We start from the raw sequence: 21663 nt of genomic DNA on the forward strand, positions 1-21663 counted from the left end.
CTAAAATTCTTGTTTCCATAATTGATTTAGCCAAATAGCGGTATTTACCACAACGCAACTGATAGTCTCAACGATTAAAGATTGCGTACTTGGTGGTTGTAGAACGTCTGGTTCTTGATTTTTAGGTGATACTGAAGTTGGTGATTCATTGGTTTCAGGTTTTGGAATTGCTTTCTTTTTAACTACCTTTTTCTTCGCTTTATCTAATTTAATGGTGTAGGTGTTGCCACCAATTCCTGCAAACTCTTCATCGGTAAAAACAATCGTATTATCATCATAAAAAGTTACCGCTTCTTTTTGTGTGACTATACCTAAATCAATACGTGATACATCGCCCGAGAAGAACTTGTCTCCATCAAAATTCTCAAACAACCAAATACTGGTAGAATCGAGTAAAATAAGCTTTTTACGATCTGGGCTTAATGCAGCAGAAGTTATCCAGCACAGTTTTTCAAGAGTAGTACATGTTTGAAATGAACCAACTAGCTCGGCGTTAAAATTGGCAGCATGGTCTCCCACTTTATAAACATTAGTAATACCATTGAATGGCTTTGTGCGATTCTTTGTAAATAGATATAGATGACGTCCTAAGGCAACAAAAGCTTCTAAATCATAATTTCTTTCATGTGGCGCTACAGGCTTACCATCCATTTCAGGATAGGTGAATTTGATTATTTCAGCTTCAGCCGTGTCGGCTTTGATATCGATAGGGTTTTCAATTTTATATATAGTTAACCACTTTCGATCTTGTTCATTGTTACCAAAATCACCTAAAAAGAAATGCCCAAACTTGTTTTGAGTCATATCTTCCCAATCGATGTTTTTAGCATTAGTAATTAATACTTCTTTGGCAATAGAGCCATCTTCATTTAAACGATAAAGTTTAGCTTCATTACCGCCATCATTAATTGCCCACAATCGGTTATATTTATCAAATTCGATACCCGAAATTTCTTTAAGTTTCGGGTCTACAGTCATCTTTTTCTTACTGTATAAAGTATAGGTTGATATACCAACCAAAATGAGTGACATGATCACAACAATGGAAATGAGTAAATATAGATTTTGCTTAAGTACATAAGCTGATAAAAACGGAAACTTCTTGATCAGCATTTCTAAATAAGTTTGAGAATGTGTTTCTTTAGGCATATAGGAAATATATTAGGTAGCTAAGTTACTGAGTATTATTGCTTATTTAAATATAAATAGCTGTCGATTTAAATACCTCAGTACCTAAAAAGCTTATCGCTATCCATCGCGTATTTTTAATATTCACTAAAATACAACAAACCGATTTTATCCAATCGTCCTGAAGTACTTAGTATAACTACTCTAGCGTTAAAAACTTGAAATTAACATTCCTTTATAAATGAAAAATTCTCACCTAAATACACTGTATTTTCGTTCTAATTATTTTGTAACAAGGTCTTATCTACAAACAGTTTCTCAGCATTTGTTACTACACAAAACAGCATCCTAACCTTCAAAATAAGATAGCGTCACATTTAGTAAAACAAAAAATTCCGAAAACCTTTACAGACATGTAAAATGTAGCAATATTCAAAGTGAAAAATTATTAGCTAACAAACTGCTATATTATTAATTCACATCAACCTCAATCACGTTAATTATAGGTTTATTAAATAATGAAATTTTTACACAGTATGGTACGAGTAAATGACCTGGACGCTTCTTTAAAATTCTACCGTGATCAATTAGGGTTAGTAGAAACCAAACGCATTGATGTGCCAGAAGGTAAATTCACACTGATTTATCTGGCTACAGCTATTGGCGAACCGGAAGTTGAATTAACTCACAACTGGGGATCAACAGAAGAATACGATACAGGTAGAAACTTTGGTCATTTAGCCTTTGAAGTAGACAATATTTACGATTTTTGTCAAAAGCTAATGGATGATGGCGTTGTAATTAACAGACCGCCACGCTGTGGTAATATGGCTTTTATTAAATCGCCAGATAACATCTCTGTTGAGTTATTACAAAAGGGTGAAGCATTAGCACCTCAAGAGCCTTGGTTGAGTATGGAAAACATAGGCACTTGGTAAAATAGCTAGCAAAGCAATGGCTAATAACTTCGACATACTTTAGATAATATCTAAAAAATATGTTTCCAAGCTATTAGCCTTTTTCTCCAGAATTTCTTACTACTTGTCACTAATCCAGAATAGCCAATCACCAGATAAAGTAATTACTTAAGCACTGACAGTAAATTACTGTAATTATCTGTCCAAATTAATTCATTATCATTAGGCCATTCAGACTGTAAACGCTTCACCTTAGTATTCCTAATGAAAGATTGATTATTCGTTACTATCACCCATTCTGTTTGAGTTACTTCAGTATCTGTTGCTTCAGTTTTAAAATACAAAGCTGAATAATCACGATTTGCCGCTAAACCTTTCACTAAAGCCGTTAAATCTAAATGACTATTAGACACATGAATTGCCAACACTCCACTCGCTTTCAGATGTGAAAAATACAAATCAAAAGCTTCAACTGTTAATAAATGTGCTGGAACAGAATCGCCAGAAAAAGCATCAACCACTAACACATCAAAAGCATTAGCATCACCATTATCTAACTCTTTTTGCAAAGTCACTCGACCATCGCCAATAATCACTTCAACATTCGCTTTGCTGTTATCAATATAAGTAAAATACTGTCGTGCCATACGTTCAACATTAGGGTTTAATTCATAAAAAGTGTAACTATCACCTCTGCGTCCATAAGTGGCTAAAGTACCGGCGCCTAAACCTATCAAGCCAACATTCACTTGCGGAGTTAAAAACAGGTGCTGAAGTGCTAAAGCCACACCTGAATCTTTTCGATAATAACTCATAGGAATATCTGCAAGTTCTGCATTTAAAGACTGAGTACCATGAGAAGTTGTTCCATCAATTAGTCGTCGTTCAACAACACCATTAACTTCTACATCCTTAACACTTAAAATACCGTAAAAATTACGACTGAGTTCTACTGTATTTTCTTTAAATTGTTGGTTCAAAGAAACAAATCCAACCACCAGCATTACAGCAAAAACGCCACAAGAACTTGCAATTAATATTGGTGATTTGTTGTTATCTTTTACCGTTGAATTTCTTAATAAATAAGTACAACATCCAAGTAACAAAAACACAGCAACTAATGCGATAGGAAACTCTAAAAATTGAGTAAAAAAGCGTTGCGCAACAAAAGCGACAAAGGCACTTCCTAAGAAACCTCCTAGCGACATATTTAAATAAAATAACGTCAGTCTATCAGTTGATGGGTTTAACTTAACAAGTTCGCCATGACAGATCATGCAAGCTGATAACAATATGCCTGAATAGATAAATACTTGAGATAAAATATCGAACTGAGAACCAATAAAAAACATCAGTAAACCAGCAAACGAACTCAGTATAAATAGCACATACCAATACCAACGAACATACCATTTAGGGCTATGAAAGCTAATAATAAAAGTAAGTAAATATAAACTAAGTGGCAATATCCATAAAAAAGGTACAGGGGGAATATTTTGTGTCATCGCATTAGTGATAGACACTAATAACACTACACCAATTGCCGATAATGCTAACCACAACAGCCAATCCAACTTAAAACCGATAACCTGATGATTATCATTCGAATCTTTGTCACTTATATTACTGCCTATCGGTTTTTCTGCATAAACCTCATTAGAAGAAGCAGAAACCAACTTAAATAATTGCACACAAAACACAATAAGTGAGCCTACTAAAAAGATATAACCTGCTGACCAATACGTGAGTTGATTAGGTAAAGAGAATAAAGGCTCAAAAATAAAAGGATAGCTTACTAACGCCAGCAGAGAACCAATATTAGATAATGAGTAAAGTTTATATGGTGTAAAATCTGGTTTTGCTGCGTAAACATGACTCAACCATTTTTGCACCAAGGGTCCCGTTGAAGATAATAAAAAATATGGTGCGCCAATAGATAAAACTAAAAGCTTTAAAATATCGGATAGCGGCGCAGTTTGATCAAACTCAACCAACTCCTTTAAGCCTATCGGCATAAACAACAAACTTGCTAACAAAGCAACTGAGTGGATTGAAACTTGAGTCGTTAAACTTTTACATTTCGATAATACATGAGCATATAAATAACCAAGTAATAGAAAAGCCTGAAAAAACAACAAACAAGCAGTCCAAATAGCTGCACCACCGCCGAATAAAGGTAATATTAACTTTGCAATAAGTGGTTGAACTTGAAAAAGTAAAAAAGCACTTAAAAATATAATGAATAGATACAGCATAATTTAAATTTCTGATGTTTATGATTTTACAATTGAATAAGCGAAGAATTAAAAAAGCCCAATATTCATCGGGCTATTATAGAAAAACTGACAAAGAGATTACTCGCCCCAAATATCTTTCGGTTTAAGTTTTAATACTTTGCGCTCTGGCTCTGCTTTTTTAGTGGCTTTAGCATTAGGATTAACATAAATAGCACTGGCACGAGGAGCAGCTGAATTATAATTATTATCTCTATTTTCAGGTAAGTTATCGGGCTCTCTATCTTGCTTTTTAGACCAGCTTTTGGTCGTACCTTTACCGCCATCGATAGCAGATTCATCTTTCTTCTTAGTATACTTTTCAGGACGACTTACATGATACTTGTTATCTAAACCTCTAATAAAGTTACGTAAGAATTGGTCTTTACATACTTTATAATGCTTATGATCTGATTTTCTGAAAAAAGCACTTAACTCAGATTTACTAAAGTTAAATTCAGCACCTTTTACAAGTTCAAGAATATCTTCAGCTTTTAAATTAAGAGCAATTTTTAATTTAGTTAAAATAATATTATTAGTAATTCTTTTTTCAGGTTGTGGCTGAGGCCCCTCTTTCTTTCCACGTTTTTCGTTGATCAAACCATTTAAAAAAGTCGCTAAAGTAACATCAGGACAGTTAATGTAAGCAGGATCTTCTTCCTTCTTTAACCAATTACTGACTTCTTCACGCGTAACAGTGGTGTCAGCTAAAGCAAAAATGCTAATCATTTTTTGGTCGTTAAAATTAAACGTGTATCTAAGGCGACGTAAAATATCGTTATTGGTCAAAGGAGTATCCTAAAAAATAAATCAAATAATTGTACTAATAAACAATCAGCACAAAATGAAAAGTGTAAAAAGCTATTTTAACAGAATTTAAAACAGATAACTGCTATTAAGCCTTAAGCTTGTTGTATTTTTTGTTACTTAATTTCTTAGTTAAATCGCAAATTTCATAAACTTTTCACTTAATCTCATGTTAATATACCGCTGATTTTTCAGACTTTTGGATCATTTTTTAACTGACTAAAAAGCTAATAAAATACGTCTACTTTTCATTTCGGTTAATTTTAATGATCGCTTAGCCGAAGCCATACGTAATAATATAAAGACAACAAATTTATAGAGATGTTATGAGTAAGAATACAAGCCTTTTCAATCCCGTATTGGCGAAAAGAAAAGGGAAAAATGCAGATAAAAAAACATGGACGAACTTACAAGGCAGTAGTTCAAGTTTAGCGATATATCACGGTGCATGTAATGCCGACTCGCCTGTTTTATTACTGACTCATGACACGCCATCAGCGATAAGAATTGAACACGAACTTAAAAGTTTAAATAGCAGCAAAGCTTTATCAATTTGCTTATTTCCTGATTGGGAAACCCTACCTTACGATACGTTTTCTCCTCACCAAGATATTATTTCACAACGCCTAGCGACCTTGTATCAACTGTCTCGTATGAAAAAAGGTGTTGTTATTGTACCTGTTTGTACTTTGCTACAACGTATCTCTCCTAAAAAGTATCTTGAACAAAATAGCTTAATCATCAAAAAAGGTGATAGAAAAGATCTAACCCAGCTTAAGCGAGAACTTGAAGCAAGCGGCTACCGCGCTGTAGATCAAGTTATGGAACATGGTGAGTTTAGTGCACGTGGTGCAATTATCGACTTATTTCCTATGGGAAGTAAAACGCCATTTAGATTAGATTTCTTTGATGATGAGATTGACGAAATTCGTTTATTTGATCCTGAAACACAACGCTCGAGTGATAAAATAGCAGGCATAGATTTATTACCTGCTCACGAATTTCCAACAGATGAAAACGGAATTAATTTATTTAGAAGTCAATACCGTGAAATGTTCACAGGTAACATTCCTAAAGAGTCTGTTTATCATCAAGTCAGTAACGGAATTTTACCCGCAGGTATCGAATACTACTTACCGCTGTTTTTTGATGAAACCAATACTTTATGTGACTACTTACCTGATAATACTTTAGTTATTGTTTCTGGTGATATAGACAAAGCACAAGCAAGCTTCTGGACAGATGCGACCTTCAGATATGAAGACAGAAAATACGATACTTCGCGCCCATTAGTCTCTCCTGATAAATTATTTTTAAATAGCGAAGAGCTTTATACCGAATTAAAGCCTTACGATAGAATTGTTTTACAAGCTAACAGTGTAACTAAAACGACAGTAAACTCTGAATTAAACATAGAGCTAACCGACCAACAGCAAGAGCTTGAAAATAGCCTTGATGAAGAACCTAGCACTAAAGCAGGTACTATTCATTTCGACGTAAAATCATTACCTGATCTCACCGTAGACCATAAGTTAAAGCAACCATTTGAGCTATTAACTCGATTCATGAAAAGCAAAGAATCGCCAGGTAAAATCCTCTTTGTTGCTGAAAGCCAAGGTCGACGTGAAAGTGTTTTAGAACTGCTTAAACGCGATAATATCAAGCCTAAAACCTTTAGCGATATAGACAGTTTTGTTGAAAGCGATGATGTTATTGGTATTACTGTAAATGCTCTTACTCATGGTTTTATTTTTCAAAGTAAAGGGGTAGCACAAAAGAATGCTATCGCCCTAATTACTGAATCAGAATTACTGGGCGATAGAGTTCAACAAACTCGTCGTCGTAACAAACAAAAAGATATCCAAGCCGACGCATTATTTAAAAACTTAGCTGAATTATCTATCGGTCAACCTGTTATGCATATTGACCATGGTATTGGTCGTTATTCAGGATTAGAAACATTAGAAACAGGCGGCATGACCACTGAATTTTTAATGTTAAGTTATGCGAACGACGCGAAACTATATGTTCCAGTTGCTTCATTACATCTAATTAGTCGCTATTCAGGTACTGATGCTGAACATGCGCCTTTACATAAGTTAGGTACAGATAGCTGGAGTAAGGCTAAGAAAAAAGCCGTAGAAAAAGTTAAAGATGTTGCTGCTGAATTACTCGATATTTACGCTAAGCGAGCTAACAATCATGGTTATACTTTTAAGCGTGATAAAAAAGATTACCGAGCCTTTGCAGATAGCTTTGGTTTTGAAGAAACCCTAGATCAAGAGCAAGCGATTAATGCCGTAGTTAGCGATATGCTTTCACCTAAAACTATGGATCGTTTAGTGTGTGGCGATGTAGGTTTTGGTAAAACTGAAGTAGCCATGCGTGCAGCATTTATTGCCGTTAACGATGGTAAACAAACAGCCATACTTGTACCAACTACCCTACTTGCTCAACAACATTACGAAAACTTTAGAGATCGCTTTGCTAACTGGCCTGTTTCTATCGAAGTATTATCTCGCTTTAAAACCACTAAAGAGCAAAATGCGGTTATCGCTAAAGTAGAATCAGGTGAAATAGATATTTTAATTGGTACCCATAAGCTTTTACAAAACAGTATTAAATATAAAGATTTAGGTTTATTAATTGTTGATGAAGAACATAGGTTTGGTGTTAAACAAAAAGAAAAAATCAAACAACTAAGAAGTAATGTAGACATTTTAACCTTAACTGCTACACCTATTCCTAGAACGTTAAATATGGCAATGGGCGGCATGCGTGATTTATCTATTATCGCAACACCACCAGCAAAACGCTTAGCGGTAAAAACCTTTGTTAGACAAAGAGAAGATGCACTCATACGTGAATCAATACTGCGTGAAATTGTACGTGGTGGCCAAGTCTACTTTTTACATAACAATGTAGACACTATAGAAAAAACTGCGGCAGACATTCAAACCTTAGTACCAGAAGCTCGTATTGTTGTTGCACATGGTCAAATGCGTGAAAGTGAACTTGAACGTGTAATGAGCGACTTTTATCATCAAAGATACAATGTACTTTTATGTACTACAATTATCGAAACAGGTATCGATGTACCAAGTGCCAACACTATTATAATGGACCGAGCTGACCGTTTGGGCTTAGCACAGTTGCATCAATTGCGTGGTCGTGTGGGTCGTTCACATCATCAAGCTTATGCCTATTTACTAACTCCTCATGTAAAGGCGATGACTAAAGATGCTAAAAAACGTTTAGACGCAATAGCATCACTTGAAGATTTAGGTGCAGGTTTTACTTTAGCAACACATGATTTAGAAATACGTGGTGCAGGTGAATTGTTAGGTGAAGATCAAAGTGGTTCAATGAGCCAAATTGGTTTTAGTTTATATATGGAAATGCTCGACCAAGCGGTTGCTGCACTTAAAGACGGTAAAGAGTTATCACTCGACCAAGTTATGCGTAGCCAGACCGAAATAGAGTTAAGAGTGCCGGCTTTACTGCCTGATGATTATATATTTGATATCAGCTTAAGGTTGAGTATTTATAAACGTATTGCAAGTTGTAAAAACAAACAAGAGTTGGATGAAATACAAGTTGAGTTAATTGACCGTTTCGGTTTATTGCCTCAGCCTGCAAAAAACTTAGTTCATATAGCTAAGTTGCGGCTTAAAGCTCAAAAAATAGGAATATCGCGCATTGAAGCAAGTAGCACAGGTGGTTCAATAGAATTTAGTGATGATACTCAAGTTGATCCGATGCAAATTATTAAATTGATCCAACAAAAACAGTCTATGTATAAACTGGAAGGTGCTAATAAACTGAGGTTCAAACAGCAAAATGAAGACAGTAAGTCTCGATTTATTTTAATCGCTTCTGTATTAAATGAATTAACTTAGCAATACACAGCCAGTTGTTAATTAAATGTAAATTTATTAGTAACGATTTACCATCGAAATTTGGTATTATTGAAAAAAAGTTACTAGAAATGTAAAAATTAAAGGAAAAAACTTGATCAGGAACTTACTAAAAAAAACCAATATCATTACTTTATTAACTGTAATTACATTGTCTTTAAATGTAAATGCTGCCAATAATTATGAAAATACATGGTTTGAAATTGAAGTGATATTGTTCAGTCAGATTGACGATAAAAGTCGTCTGCAAGAAGCTTTTCCTGAGTCGAGTGAATTACCTAAACAAAATACTGTCCTTGACCTTTTAGGACCTTATTTAGCCTCTGACATTTCTACATTAAAAAATAGATTACCAAGCTGTGAAGGTTTTATAAATATACCTCCGTCACCTTTTATAGCGCAAAGCTTTACTATTCAATATCCAACGTTTGAAGAACAAGTAGCAAGAGCTAAAGCTAATAACTTTAATCTTTTTGATAATTCACAATTCAATCAATTTTCTAGCAATAACTTAACTAGTTTGTTAGAAAAATCAGTGGAAAGCCAAAACGTTTATTCATCTATTCCAGCTTCTAATAGTAATTATAATAATTATCAAGTTAGTAAAAACGACACAATTATTGATACTGATTTAGCTCAAGCTATAGAAAGTAGTTACCAGCATAATCAACCGTTAACACAAGTTAGTATTCCTCAAAAATCATGTAAAATCCCAGAGGAATTCTTCGTTGAATATAAAAAAGAAAATCCAAACTTTTATTACAACGGAGCAGCGCCAAGTCACATTCCTGAGTTAATTTCGGGTGAGGAAGACTTAACGACTGATCATCCATACTTAATAAACGAAGAATCTTTACAGTTACAAGATATTTTTAAGCAACTGAAGCGTAGCAGAAACTTCAAACCTTTATTACATATGGGATGGCGTCAAAGAACGCAAGGCCCTAAAAAAGCAATACCTCTTAAGTTATACGCGGGTGAAAACCTAATACAACCTTATAATAAGGCTTTAGGTAACTACAAACGTGCAACGGCAAACGCTTTAGCTATACAGCAAAATAATCAATTATTCACAGGTCAAGGGGCTTACCCTGCTGCTAATGAAAATTTTGCTACTTCTACAGTCACCGAATTAAATATTAATAATGAAGCTCAACAAGAAGCAGTTCAACAACAAATTGCTAACATATTAAAACAAGCCAACTCTGCACAACCTGATATCAAGGATGTATTAGCTCAATTAAGTTCAGCTCCTAATGATTTAGTTAACCCAGTAACAAACTCTTTTGTGACCGGTGACGAATTAAGCTCAAAGCAACAACTTATTGAACCTCAAAAACCAGCACAAGATTGGACAATAGAAGGCTTTTTGAAAGTTGAAGTTGAACATTTTCTGCATATAACGGCTGATTTTAATGTAATCAATATGTCTCTTGCTGAGCAAGCAACCAATGAATTGGTAACAAAGCAGCCAGTTAAATTAAAATCTATCCGTTTTGAGCAAAATAAACGTGTACGCAGTAAAGAGATCCACTACTTTGACCATCCGTACATGGGGATGATTGTTCAAATAAGACGACATGATCAAGTTGCTCCTGTTGAAAAAACTGAAGACGAACAACAAGATTAACCAAGAATTAAAGCGTATTTAAATCATCTAAAACGCAAAAATAAAAGAGTATATAAGTAATGGATAAAGAAGTAGAAATTCAAGCAGCAGTATTTAGACGTTTTCTTGCACATTTAGATAGTCGTAAAGATGTACAAAATATCGATTTAATGAATTTAGCTGACTTTTGTAGAAATTGTCTTTCTAAATGGACTGTAGCAGAAGCTGAAAAGTTAGGTGTAGATGTGGATATTGAAACGGCACGCCAACAAGTTTATGGAATGCCATATTCTGAATGGAAAGAGAAACATCAGCTACCAGCAACACCAGAGCAGCTTGCTAAGTTTAATGAATTAAACGCTAAAAAGTAAACTCAAATAACTTCCTACCAATTATTTAAATAGTGCTTAAATATGATTAATTTTAAGCACTATTTAAAAGCCAGCGATAGCGATTCATTGAACAATTCGCCGGTAATTCGCTATAGCATTGTAAAAAAGATTTAAACACCTGACTCTTGTCAAATAGTAATTGAGATAGTTTTATTGGATTTTCTCCGGTCTTTAGTGTCTCTAGACTCTAACCAGCGACCACGTTTAGCCACTTGCTTTCTTCGGTCGTTAGTAGAACGTCTGTCCTTTTCAACCCAGTTTGATCTTCTCTCAACAAGCTTAGCTTTATTTTCATCCACCTCATCTTCGGCAGAAACATCTGCCTTTTTCGGCAAAGCTTCTTTTTTATAATGTTCGTTCTTTTGTTTTTTGTTGTTCCCTGTACTTTCAGCTTTAGGAACAAGTGCTGCTGCTAATAGTTCTGGAAGAACATCCATGACAAACAACCTCTAAATAATGTATGTTAACTTTTAATAGATTATTCCTTTATATCGGCAGAAATCACTATAGGTTTAGCCATTTTTCAATCTATTATTTGAACCACATAACTAAAATATAACGAGTAAAAGAACGGCACTACTTAAAAAAATCAACTTCAGTTTCAGTTAAATAACGCCATTCTCCCAAAGGTAAATCAGCCAATTCAACAATACCAATACTCTCGCGATGTAAACCCACCACTTTATTACCAATAGCAGCAAACATTCGTTTTACTTGGTGATATTTGCCTTCAGTAATGGTTAGTAATACTTCTTGGTCTTCAATAATTTCAAGAATTCCTGGCTTAGTTAAACCGCTTTCACCTTGAAGTTGTACGCCGGTTTTAAACTTTTCAATAGCTGACTCATCTACCGGGTTTCTTAACCAAACACGATATGTTTTAGGGCATTCTTTATTGGGTGAGATGATATTATGCGACCATCGACCGTCATCTGTGACTATCACTAAGCCGGTGGTATCTGCATCTAATCGCCCTGCAATATGTAAGTCAAAAGCTTTATCTACTTCAATGTAATGAAGAATAGACGGATATACCTCATCTACATTTGAGCAAATTGTATCTAACGGCTTATGAAGCATAATATAACGTGAGGTTCTTGGTGTTAGAATTTGTCCGTCAATATCAACGGTATTATTTTCATGGACTTGTGTTGCTGCATTCTTAACAACTTCACCATTTACTCTTACATCACCACTTTTAAGTACTTTTTTAGCTTCATTTCGGGTTAATTCAGTACTTTTACAAATAAACTTATCTATACGCATAACATAACTCTAACAATAATTTTTACTATTAACTTGGTATTCATTTTCATAAAAGGTTGAGATTCGCTCATTAAAAACCTTTTAAGATAATCTCACTGTATTTATTCTGAAAAATACCAGTAACCTAGATCTAATTGTGTTTTAACAAAGTCGATAAATAATGAGTTATCTTTCCATTGTGCTAAATCTTCTGCCGCAACACATACGTTATCGCACATTAACTTAACCGCTGATGTAATACTTGAGTCGAAATCAACTTGGCTGCCATTGATGTAGCAAATGCCTTGATCTACAGTGTCAGTAAAGTAAAAAGCGCGTAATCCGCCTAAACGTAATAAATTGGTTTGCGTTAAGATGTCTGAAATATCTTCATCTGAGAAAGGTTCTTCATTAGGAACAAGATCCATTTCATGTTTAGCTTGCGACATATAACTACCTGCAAAATTTCTAAACACCTCATCGTTATCTAAAATTTGTTGCAACTGATTCTTAATCAATTGATAGTCTTTAGTATCAATCGCTCCACTGTTTTGAGTCGCTGCTCGATTAGGATCTTGAATTAATTCATTACCTTGGTCGTTATCAATTAAATGATCAGCAAAAGCACTTAACAAACTAACAGTAGAATTTGTTCTAAAACCTACAGAAAAGCTCATTGAATTATTTAAAGATGAGCCTTCATGAGGGAACCCCGGCGGAATATATAAAATATCACCAGCTTCTAATTCTTCATCAATAATCGCATCAAAACTTTCAACATGAAGCAAAGCGGTATGAGCTGAAAACTCTTTATGTTCACCATTATCACCTACTCGCCAACGTCTACTTCCTGAACCTTGGCAAATAAAAGTATCGTATTTATCCATGTGAGGACCCACACTCCCACCTGGTGTTGCAAAACTCGCCATTAGGTCGTCTAAACGCCAATGAGGAATAAAACGAAAAGCTTCAATAATTTGCGCTGCGTCTTCCGACCAATTATCTAATGCTTGTATTACTAACGACCAGTTCTCTTCACCTAAATGATCATAAGATTCAAACGGACCAAAATCAGCTTGCCATTTACCATCGGTATGATGAATAAGACGCGATTGAACTTGTTCTTCACAAGCAATACCTGCCAATTCATCGGGTGAAATTGGATCTTCAAAATTTAAGAAACCTTGCTTGATCAATACTGGTTTTTTTTGCCAGTAATCACGTAAGAATTCTTCTTGGGTAAATTGCGTTAAATTTAATTGGAACATAGACTGTTTTTATTCTGTAATGGTAATGATGAATTGTACGCAGTTTATCATGTTAGCTGGCTGCTCGGAATCTAACATTAGACAAAATTACTTACTCAACTTAGAATGATTTTTTAATTAATTACATCACGTAATGTGTTGATATACCTGAGACGAATATAATGGATTTAATTCAAGGCTTAATTGTAATCACAACAATTCACTTTTTGGCTGCTGCAGCTCCAGGACCTGATTTCGTTTTAGTTTCTCAACAAACCCTTTCTCATGGTAAAAAAACGGGATTATTTTGCAGTATAGGAATCACCTTAGGCTTATCAATTCATCTTATTTATTCTGCACTAGGTTTAGCGGCTATTATTGCCAATTCAAGCTCGGCACTTTGGGCGATAAAAATTATTGGTGGTAGTTATTTGATGTATTTAGGTTACAAAGGACTTACTTCCAAAAAAACTAGCAAGATTGCAAGTAACGAAACAGCGCAACCTGAAGCTAAAAAGAACTCACCATTAAAAAGCATTGGTTCAGGCTTTTTGTGTAATGCATTAAACCCTAAAGCGCCAATTTACTTTGTGTCTTTATTTACCTTAGTACTCTCCCCTGATTTACCTTTATCTCATTTGCTTATTTACGGGACATGGATAATGGCTATTCAATTCATTTGGTTTTCCAGTGTTGTATTCCTGCTTTCGAGACCTGCAGTAAATAGAAAGTTTAAAGCCATAGGCCATTGGGTAGACCGAGTGATGGGTGTCGCTATGATAGCTTTAGGCATAAAAGTAATAACAAGCAAGTTAAATTAGCGTAAGTTAATTTAACTTCAAATCCGCTAAATAAATTATAAAAAACGTAAACAATTACGATCCTAAAAACTAACCTTTTAACTGATATAGTATCTTCCTTGAACATCTGGTTTTACCAGCTATACTTTTATCAAATACCTGCGGCTATTCCGTATAACTCAAAGACTTAAACTGCAAAATATGCTGATATATCGATACAAGTACCAATTTCTTTTAAGATTATCGACCTATTCAAAAGCGTCTTTTTACAAGCGATTGTCTTTAGTTAATAGTTGTATAGTATCTTTTTTCTTCTGCGTACTATTGTTGTCCTGCGCGAGCACTGTTTTTGCTCAAGAGTCTCTGTTAAAAGATTCCACAGACATATCTAATACACAAAATTTAAGTGATACAGAGCTATTAAATAAAGCCAAATCATTTTCTCATGCAAATCCACAAATCAGTGTAGATTTTGCAAATGAAGCATTACGTCTATCTCAAAAGAACAAAAACCATTCTGTAATTGCTCAGTCACATATTTTGTTAGCTAATTTGGCCAAAGAATCAAACAATGTAGATCAAGCTTTACATCACTTTTTACAAGCTTCTTTAACTTATAAAAACACAGGTGATAAACGTAACCACATAAAATATTCTATTGAATATATTGAAATATTATTAAACGAAAAAGATTATGACTTAGCGAACATATATATAGATGAGTTGTTACCTGTAGCATTACAGCATGCAGATGATGAAGCCATAGCATTAACAATCATTGCTAAAGGTGACGTTCATTACGCCCAAAAGAAATATGACAGCGCAATAGAACAATATAATCAGGCTCTAAAGTATCTTGTTGGCTACGATGAAGAAATACAGGAACGCTTAGGTGAAACCTATAAAAAGATTGCACAATCATATAAACGATTAAAAAATAGAGAACAAACAGCCTATTTTTATAAGAAAACTTTAGATATATATACCAATCTAGGTAACAAAAAGCTAATGGCTCGAACACTAAATACACTCGCTGAAGCCGAGAGATATTTAGGTAACCTTGTTATTGCTCTTGAATACTCAATCCAAGGGTTAAAGCTTCACGAACAACTTGATGATCCAGTTGGGCTTAATAAATCTTTAATGGGAGCAGGTATAATTTATCGGCATATTGGCCGTTATGAAAAATCCCTCGAACATATTTATGAAGCACACTTGTATTATAAAAAAATGGATGACTACAGCGGTATTGCAAAATCATCAAATCAATTAGGTTTAATATACACTCGATTAAAAGAGTTTGAACAAGCAAGATCATTTTACCAACTAACAATAGATCAAGCTGCTAAAAAAATAGATAAAAACACTTTAGCATCAGCAGTTAGAGAAGTTGCTGTTATCGACTTAAATGCCAATAAGTATAACTCTGCTATGCACCTGGCTAAAAAAGCATACAAAATTTATTTAAGTGAAAAAGATAAATCTAAAGCATCACTTACCGCACGTATTATTGCAAACATTTATCGTGCACAAGGAGATAATACTAATGCGATAGACTCTTATCGAGAGTCACTGCGTCTAGCTAAAGAAATAGGAAGCACAATATACCAAATAAAGTCTCAAACAGCGCTAGGTGGTGTTTTAATTGATATTAATATGAATATAGAAGAAGCAGTTAGTCTGCTAAATAAATCTGTAACCTTATCGATGCAAATTAATGACAAATCTCAAGCTTTATACGCTTATCGTAACTTACTACTCGCTGAAAAATTACGTGGAAACTTTGCTGAAGCTCTCCGTTATGCTGAAGAAGAAATTGCACTCACACAAATGCTCCAAAAAGTGAATAATGACAACGAGCTTATTTTAGCGAAAGCTAGCCTTCATTCACATAAGTTAGAGATAGAGCTAAAGTCATTAAAGGAAAAATCAAAATTCGATCAACTTGAATTGACCAAAAAAAATAGCGAAATAGAAATTACAGAACAAGCAAGGATCATTACAGAACTTGAACTGATTAAAAACAAATATGCCAGTATTGCATTGGCTTTACTATTAGCGGTATGCGTGTTGTTGGTTGTATTTATTTATCGCAGGTTTATTGCATCTAAGAAACGTAATATAGAACTAGACTTCTTAGCCGCAAGAGACCCTCTAACAAACAGTTATAACCGTCGTGTTCTGTTTGACTATATGAACAAAGACTTTACTAACCCAGAGCAACTTGAGCAATACTGCGTTATTTTGGCCGATATTGATTTATTCAAAAATGTAAATGATACCTATGGTCATAGTGCTGGTGATTCAGTGCTTGTTAGTGTAGCTAATTTATTACAAAGTAGCGTTCGCCAAAATGATATTGTTGCTCGTTTTGGCGGCGAAGAGTTTTGTATCATTCTATACCGAGTTTCAATCGAACAAGCCATGAAACTGGCCGAAACAATGCGTAAAAAAATAGAAAAAAGTCGTTTCGATGAAATTGCTATTACCTGTAGTTTTGGCGTTACCTCAATAGAATTCAATGCAAAATCACCTACTGAGTTAATCGATCAAGCAGATATTGCTTTGTATAAATCAAAATCAGTTGGACGTAATCAAGTTACCCTGTGGAATGAATCACTTCAAAACGAGGCTAATACAGCCGAACGAAATGGTAGTAAGCAAGAATAAAATACTCGACTTAGCTAGTTTTACACCTATTAAGTTCTGGGTATTTCAAGCCTTTCATATTACGGGTTATTACATTAACGAAGAAGATTTGAAGCTATGCTTAGAATATATAAGCATAAATCATGAACTAAAATTAAGTGCTATGAACTTATCAAATATTCAAACTTAATTAATTTATCAAGGATTTACTATGGCATTAGTTTGTTTAATTTACGTAAGCTCTGCTGTGGGCTCATTCAGCAATTCAGATGTATTAAGCATTCTAAATGCCAGCAGAGTCGCCAATGAAAAAAAGAGAAGTAACAGGGTTATTACTTTATAAAGATGGCAACTTTATGCAAGTTCTTGAGGGGGAAGCTGAAGTGGTAGGCGCTTTACATGATAAAATATCAAAAGACCCCAGACATAGCGGAATAATAACACTGCATAGAGCATCAATAGAAGAACGTACTTTTGGCAATTGGCAAATGGGCTTTAAAGATATGAATAACCTAACTGAAGATGAAAAGGCAGCACGTAGTGATTTTCTAGATCGCCCATTAAATGACAACTCTTACGTTTCAGCCCCTAACGAAGCACTATTTCTTTTAGAATCATTCAAAGATACAGTCCGATAAAACTCTCCAATAACGCAGCTTAATGTACACATTAACTTCTAAAGCTTGATAGTAATTCAATAACTAAAGATGCTAGTGTTGGCATGTTAAAACAATCAGAAAAAGGTAATCCATGTCTATTTATATTTCTTTATTACGAGGGATTAATGTTAGCGGGCAGAAAAAAGTTAACATGAAAGAGCTACAATCTTTGTACGAAACGCTCGGTTTAAAGCAAGTCTCTACGTATATTCAAAGTGGTAATGTCATATTCAGTTGTACTGACAAGTCGAGTGTTGAATTAAGTGCATTAATTGAAGCAGCCATTTCAAAATATTTTGGTTTTGACGTACCTGTTTTAGTGTTATCAGAAACGGCATTAAACAAAGCATTAAAACAATTACCGTTTGATAATATCTCAGTAACAGAGCAAGGTAGCCAAGTGATATTTAGCTTTTTATCCGGTGTTGTAAATACAAAAGACATGGTGTTATTAGATAGCTATTTAACGGCAGGAGAAGAACTTGAATCGTCTGTTGATTCAAACGATTCATCTAACGCACAAGTGATTTACCTACATTGCCCTAATGGTTACGGTAAAACCAAATTATCGAATACCTTTTTAGAAAAAAAGCTCGATGTGACTGCAACTTCAAGAAACTTAAAAACAGTAGTTAAGTTGTGTAAACTTGCTAAAGAATGCCATTCTTAGATATAAGTTAATAGAGACTTTCTTTAGCATTTATTCCATTGTGTATTATTCAGTTTTCAAGGATTCAATTATCTAACTGTTTTTAGATTTCTGTTCTAGCAATAACTGTTTAATTTCTTGTAATTCTTTTTCTAATTTATCAATTTGTGCTCGACTTGCTGGCTGCCCTTCTTCACCAGTTTCACCATGAGACTCAGCGATAAATGCCTCATGTTCTTTTCCCATAACTTCTAGAATTGTACCTACCATCATGTTCAAAAAGATAAAAGCGGTTAAGAATATAAAGCTTAAGTAATAAATCCAACTCATTGGGTGTACAGCCATTGTTTCGTACATGACATCAGTCCAATCCTCAAAGGTTGCTACCCTAAACAAGGTTAACATTGAGATAGAAACATCGCCCCAAAGTACAGAGTTAATCGCGCTGAACATAATGCTACCAACAGCAGCGTAGATATAAAAAATAACAAACATTAATAATGCGATATAACCCATTCTTGGGATAGCTTTAAGCAACGCATTAATCAGTAACCTTAATTCAGGCACCATAGAAACTAATCGAAGTACTCTGAATACTCTTAAGAGTCGAGCCAGCAATACACCTGAACCACCTGCAGGTATCAAACTACCGATAACGATAACAGTATCGAAAATATTCCAACCACTTTTAAAAAAGTTTCTTTTATCTTTGTATGTAATAAAACGTATTGTTAATTCAATGACAAAGAACACTGTAATCGCATGATCTAAAATAGAAAGGATTGTTACAACATCATCAGGTAAATTATGAGTTTTAGCGCCAATTAACAGCGCAGATATTATAATAACGGCGATGATTGACCATTGAAAAATATTGCTTGAGTTAATCCTTTGTAGAAAAGTTTGAATTTCGTATAGTGTTGCTTTCACAATGTTTCTCTTAGTTGAATTTTGTTAAATATAGTTAAATAAATTGCTTGAATTAATCAGAGCTATTGCTCTTACAAGATTATTTTAAAGCTTAAATAAAACAGTTTAATTAAAGTGTCTATCAGCAACATGCGGATTACTTTCACGCTCTTCGCCAAATGTGCTCATAGGCCCATGACCAGGAATAAAACGAACAGCATCACCTAACGGAAATAAGTTTTCACGAATAGACTTTATAAGAGTGGCGTGCTCTCCTCTTGGGAAATCAGTTCTACCAATAGAACCTTTAAATAAAACATCTCCTACTTGCGCTAGCTGAGAGTCTCTATGAAAAAAGACAACATGCCCTGGTGTATGCCCAGGACAAAAATAAACTTCCAATTCAATATTACCAAAGCTAACAATATCGTTTTGATTTAACCAACGATCAGGCTCAAAGAAATCGGCATCACTAAATCCGAAACTTTCTTTTTGCTGCGGAATAAGATCAATCCAAAATTGATCTTCTTTATGAGGTCCTTCAATAGGTACATTATAAAAGCTAGCTATTTTATACGTCGCACCAGCATGGTCTATATGAGCATGAGTGAGCAGCACCTTAGTTAATTTAAGTTTGTTTTCACTAATTGCGGCTTCTATTAATTCAAAATTTCCACCAGGATCAATTACTGCTGCATCCATGGTTTCATCGCACCAAAACAGGGTACAGTTTTGCTGAAACTTTGTTACGGGAATAATTTTAAACTGAAGCATCAATACAACCTTTTTAAGAGAAACAAGATTATTTATCGTATTTTAATAATCTTAAACACAGTTGAAACAAATAAAATATCTATGCTTATATTGGGATTAATCAAGGTAATCCAAGCACTATTTTATCGTTAACTTGAAGTAGAGATAAGCAATTATGTCTAATATGAGTGTTTATATTCATTAAAAACATAAAAAACTTTTTATAATTCATTTTAGTAGGTAAGATTTCCTCAGAAAACAACAACCAATTACATTATTAATGACTTTAAAAAGAGATTCTTTTCATTCACGCTTAGGCTTTGTTCTTGCAGCTGCAGGCTCAGCCATAGGTTTAGGTAATATCTGGGCATTTCCCACACAAGCGGCAAATAACGGTGGCGGTGCATTCTTATTTGTATATTTAATTGTTACTTTACTTTTCGCCTTACCTGCCCTTTATGCCGAAATATACATAGGTAACCAAGCGCAAAAGAACCCCGTAAGAGCGCTACAAGACGTTTGTAAAGACAGTATCCCTAACTTTGGTAAATACGCAGGTATTATTGGTCTAGGCGGCGCAATATTAATGCTAAGCTTTTACACCATAGTGGCAGGCTGGATGTTAGCTAATGCTTTAGCACCACTTGCCCAACTCTTTAGTTTGTCTGATATATCACAGTGGTTATCAACCTCAAGTACAGCACGCAATTTAGTGTTCACGCCTATATTTTCTCTACTAGGTGCAGCAATTATTCATCAAGGTATAAATTCGGGTATCGAAAAATGGTCTACCCGACTTATGCCATTATTATTTATTATGTTAGTGGCTTTAATTGTCTACATACTTCAACAACCAGGCGCTATGCAAGGTTTAGAAGTGTATTTAATACCTGACTTTACTCAAGTTATGGAGCCAAGCTTAATCGTATCAGCGATGGGACAAGCTTTCTTCTCAATGTCGGTAGGTGTTGGCGGCATGATGGTTTACGGCTCGTATATGAAAAAAGACCAAGACATTGGTAAGCTTGTTTTTTCAATCGCATCTGTAGATATGCTGATTGCATTTATGGCTGGTTTATTAATTATACCCGCGTTATTTGTTGCTCAGCACGCTGGCTTTGAAGTATTTTCAGATGAAAAACTTATTGGTGAAGGTCAGTTAATTTTTAGTATTTTACCGCAGTTATTTTCAAGTATGGGCACTATAGGTTTAGTGGTATCTTTTGCCTTTTTCTCTTTACTTTCAATAGCCGCTTTGACATCAACCATTTCATCAATTGAAGTGCCTGTATCTTATTTAGTGGAAGAAAAAAGTAAATCGCGCATTAGTGCTACTTGGATTGTTTCTCTTGTTGTTCTTTCTGCAAGCTTACTCATTATTGCTTTTTTTGATACTTTATTTGGTTTAGTCATTCAAGTACTCACAACAATTATTCAGCCGTTAAGCTGCTTATTCTATTTTATTGTAGTGGGTTGGTTATGGAAACGAGGTAACAAACTTGCAAACATGAATACTGAAAATAACAGCACATCATTAAAAATATGGGGTAACTACTTACGCTATTGTTGCCCAGTTTTATTAACCATCGTTTTTGTTAATGTAGCTATTTTAAACTAGTATCGTTTTGAAAGGGTTTATTGAAAGCCTAGTGAGTAATCTCTTAAAAATGGGCATTTAGATAATAAATCTTACTGCCCTTTCTTTATAT

Annotated in this window: 16 protein-coding genes and 1 pseudogene; 9 read left to right on the forward strand and 8 right to left on the reverse strand. The window is 34.5% G+C overall.

Annotated elements, in window-relative coordinates; genetic code table 11:
* A complete protein-coding gene (locus Q5N69_RS07385; protein ID WP_304368248.1) occupies window positions 1-1113 on the reverse strand; it encodes a hypothetical protein in 1113 nt (370 codons plus the stop codon).
* Between the two features lie 533 nt (window positions 1114-1646).
* Here Q5N69_RS07385 and Q5N69_RS07390 point away from each other — a divergent pair.
* Entirely contained in the window at window positions 1647-2066 is a 420-nt protein-coding gene (locus Q5N69_RS07390) for a VOC family protein (protein WP_304368225.1), read from the forward strand.
* A 143-nt stretch (window positions 2067-2209) separates the two neighbouring features.
* Here the strand turns inward: Q5N69_RS07390 and Q5N69_RS07395 are convergent, their stop codons facing one another.
* Window positions 2210-4300, reverse strand: coding sequence for a fused MFS/spermidine synthase (locus tag Q5N69_RS07395; RefSeq protein WP_304368226.1), 2091 nt, complete (start codon window positions 4298-4300; stop codon window positions 2210-2212).
* Between the two features lie 339 nt (window positions 4301-4639).
* Window positions 4640-5107: pseudogene (locus Q5N69_RS07400) on the reverse strand (DUF1456 family protein); the annotation flags it as partial.
* A 344-nt stretch (window positions 5108-5451) separates the two neighbouring features.
* Between Q5N69_RS07400 and mfd the strand changes: the two are divergent.
* From mfd to Q5N69_RS07415, 3 genes are all read left to right on the forward strand, one after another.
* Window positions 5452-9024: a transcription-repair coupling factor gene (gene mfd / locus Q5N69_RS07405; protein WP_304368227.1), complete on the forward strand. Its 3573-nt coding sequence runs from the start codon at window positions 5452-5454 to the stop codon at window positions 9022-9024.
* A 112-nt stretch (window positions 9025-9136) separates the two neighbouring features.
* Window positions 9137-10672, forward strand: coding sequence for a CsiV family protein (locus Q5N69_RS07410; protein WP_304368228.1), 1536 nt, complete (start codon window positions 9137-9139; stop codon window positions 10670-10672).
* A gap of 59 nt (window positions 10673-10731) precedes the next feature.
* On the forward strand, window positions 10732-11022 hold the full coding sequence (locus Q5N69_RS07415; RefSeq protein WP_304368229.1) for a DUF1244 domain-containing protein: 291 nt from the start codon (window positions 10732-10734) through the stop codon (window positions 11020-11022).
* A gap of 149 nt (window positions 11023-11171) precedes the next feature.
* Here the strand turns inward: Q5N69_RS07415 and Q5N69_RS07420 are convergent, their stop codons facing one another.
* The 3 genes from Q5N69_RS07420 to Q5N69_RS07430 all read right to left on the reverse strand — a co-directional run bounded on the left by Q5N69_RS07420 (window position 11172) and on the right by Q5N69_RS07430 (window position 13556).
* Window positions 11172-11480, reverse strand: a complete 309-nt coding sequence (locus Q5N69_RS07420; protein ID WP_304368230.1) for a hypothetical protein — start codon at window positions 11478-11480, stop codon at window positions 11172-11174.
* A gap of 139 nt (window positions 11481-11619) precedes the next feature.
* Window positions 11620-12309: a pseudouridine synthase gene (locus Q5N69_RS07425; RefSeq protein WP_304368231.1), complete on the reverse strand. Its 690-nt coding sequence runs from the start codon at window positions 12307-12309 to the stop codon at window positions 11620-11622.
* 101 nt (window positions 12310-12410) lie between these two features.
* Entirely contained in the window at window positions 12411-13556 is a 1146-nt protein-coding gene (locus Q5N69_RS07430) for a cupin domain-containing protein (RefSeq protein WP_304368233.1), read from the reverse strand.
* A gap of 161 nt (window positions 13557-13717) precedes the next feature.
* Here Q5N69_RS07430 and Q5N69_RS07435 point away from each other — a divergent pair, with 161 nt between their 5' ends.
* The 4 genes from Q5N69_RS07435 to Q5N69_RS07450 all read left to right on the forward strand — a co-directional run bounded on the left by Q5N69_RS07435 (window position 13718) and on the right by Q5N69_RS07450 (window position 18313).
* A complete protein-coding gene (locus Q5N69_RS07435) occupies window positions 13718-14356 on the forward strand; it encodes a LysE family translocator (protein ID WP_304368234.1) in 639 nt (212 codons plus the stop codon).
* A gap of 306 nt (window positions 14357-14662) precedes the next feature.
* Complete coding sequence (locus Q5N69_RS07440; protein WP_304368235.1) at window positions 14663-17005, forward strand: GGDEF domain-containing protein; 2343 nt, start codon at window positions 14663-14665, stop codon at window positions 17003-17005.
* Window positions 17006-17271: 266 nt separating this feature from the next.
* Window positions 17272-17622: a BLUF domain-containing protein gene (locus Q5N69_RS07445; protein WP_304368236.1), complete on the forward strand. Its 351-nt coding sequence runs from the start codon at window positions 17272-17274 to the stop codon at window positions 17620-17622.
* A gap of 112 nt (window positions 17623-17734) precedes the next feature.
* Entirely contained in the window at window positions 17735-18313 is a 579-nt protein-coding gene (locus Q5N69_RS07450; protein ID WP_304368237.1) for a DUF1697 domain-containing protein, read from the forward strand.
* Between the two features lie 72 nt (window positions 18314-18385).
* Here the strand turns inward: Q5N69_RS07450 and Q5N69_RS07455 are convergent, their stop codons facing one another.
* Both Q5N69_RS07455 and Q5N69_RS07460 read right to left on the reverse strand, forming a co-directional pair.
* Window positions 18386-19222 carry an ion transporter gene (locus tag Q5N69_RS07455; protein WP_304368238.1) on the reverse strand — a complete coding sequence of 279 codons (837 nt, stop codon included), beginning with the start codon at window positions 19220-19222 and terminating at the stop codon, window positions 18386-18388.
* Window positions 19223-19327: 105 nt separating this feature from the next.
* A complete protein-coding gene (locus Q5N69_RS07460) occupies window positions 19328-19975 on the reverse strand; it encodes an MBL fold metallo-hydrolase (protein WP_304368239.1) in 648 nt (215 codons plus the stop codon).
* A 259-nt stretch (window positions 19976-20234) separates the two neighbouring features.
* On the opposite strand from Q5N69_RS07460, the gene Q5N69_RS07465 reads away from it, so the two are divergent.
* Window positions 20235-21572: a sodium-dependent transporter gene (locus Q5N69_RS07465; RefSeq protein WP_304368240.1), complete on the forward strand. Its 1338-nt coding sequence runs from the start codon at window positions 20235-20237 to the stop codon at window positions 21570-21572.
* Window positions 21573-21663: the final 91 nt, after the last annotated feature.

The sequence above is a fragment of the Pseudocolwellia sp. AS88 genome (genome assembly GCF_030551755.1).
Taxonomy (GTDB): Bacteria; Pseudomonadota; Gammaproteobacteria; order Enterobacterales; family Alteromonadaceae; genus Pseudocolwellia.

Coding starts and splice junctions, on each gene's coding strand:
- Q5N69_RS07385 (WP_304368248.1), bottom strand. CDS start 1,113: ATGCTGATCAAGAAGTTTCCGTTTTTATCAGCTTATGTACTTAAGCAA.
- Q5N69_RS07390 (WP_304368225.1), top strand. CDS start 1,647: ATGAAATTTTTACACAGTATGGTACGAGTAAATGACCTGGACGCTTCT.
- Q5N69_RS07395 (WP_304368226.1), bottom strand. CDS start 4,300: ATGCTGTATCTATTCATTATATTTTTAAGTGCTTTTTTACTTTTTCAA.
- mfd (WP_304368227.1), top strand. CDS start 5,452: ATGAGTAAGAATACAAGCCTTTTCAATCCCGTATTGGCGAAAAGAAAA.
- Q5N69_RS07415 (WP_304368229.1), top strand. CDS start 10,732: ATGGATAAAGAAGTAGAAATTCAAGCAGCAGTATTTAGACGTTTTCTT.
- Q5N69_RS07420 (WP_304368230.1), bottom strand. CDS start 11,480: ATGGATGTTCTTCCAGAACTATTAGCAGCAGCACTTGTTCCTAAAGCT.
- Q5N69_RS07425 (WP_304368231.1), bottom strand. CDS start 12,309: ATGCGTATAGATAAGTTTATTTGTAAAAGTACTGAATTAACCCGAAAT.
- Q5N69_RS07430 (WP_304368233.1), bottom strand. CDS start 13,556: ATGTTCCAATTAAATTTAACGCAATTTACCCAAGAAGAATTCTTACGT.
- Q5N69_RS07435 (WP_304368234.1), top strand. CDS start 13,718: ATGGATTTAATTCAAGGCTTAATTGTAATCACAACAATTCACTTTTTG.
- Q5N69_RS07445 (WP_304368236.1), top strand. CDS start 17,272: ATGCCAGCAGAGTCGCCAATGAAAAAAAGAGAAGTAACAGGGTTATTA.
- Q5N69_RS07450 (WP_304368237.1), top strand. CDS start 17,735: ATGTCTATTTATATTTCTTTATTACGAGGGATTAATGTTAGCGGGCAG.
- Q5N69_RS07460 (WP_304368239.1), bottom strand. CDS start 19,975: ATGCTTCAGTTTAAAATTATTCCCGTAACAAAGTTTCAGCAAAACTGT.
- Q5N69_RS07465 (WP_304368240.1), top strand. CDS start 20,235: ATGACTTTAAAAAGAGATTCTTTTCATTCACGCTTAGGCTTTGTTCTT.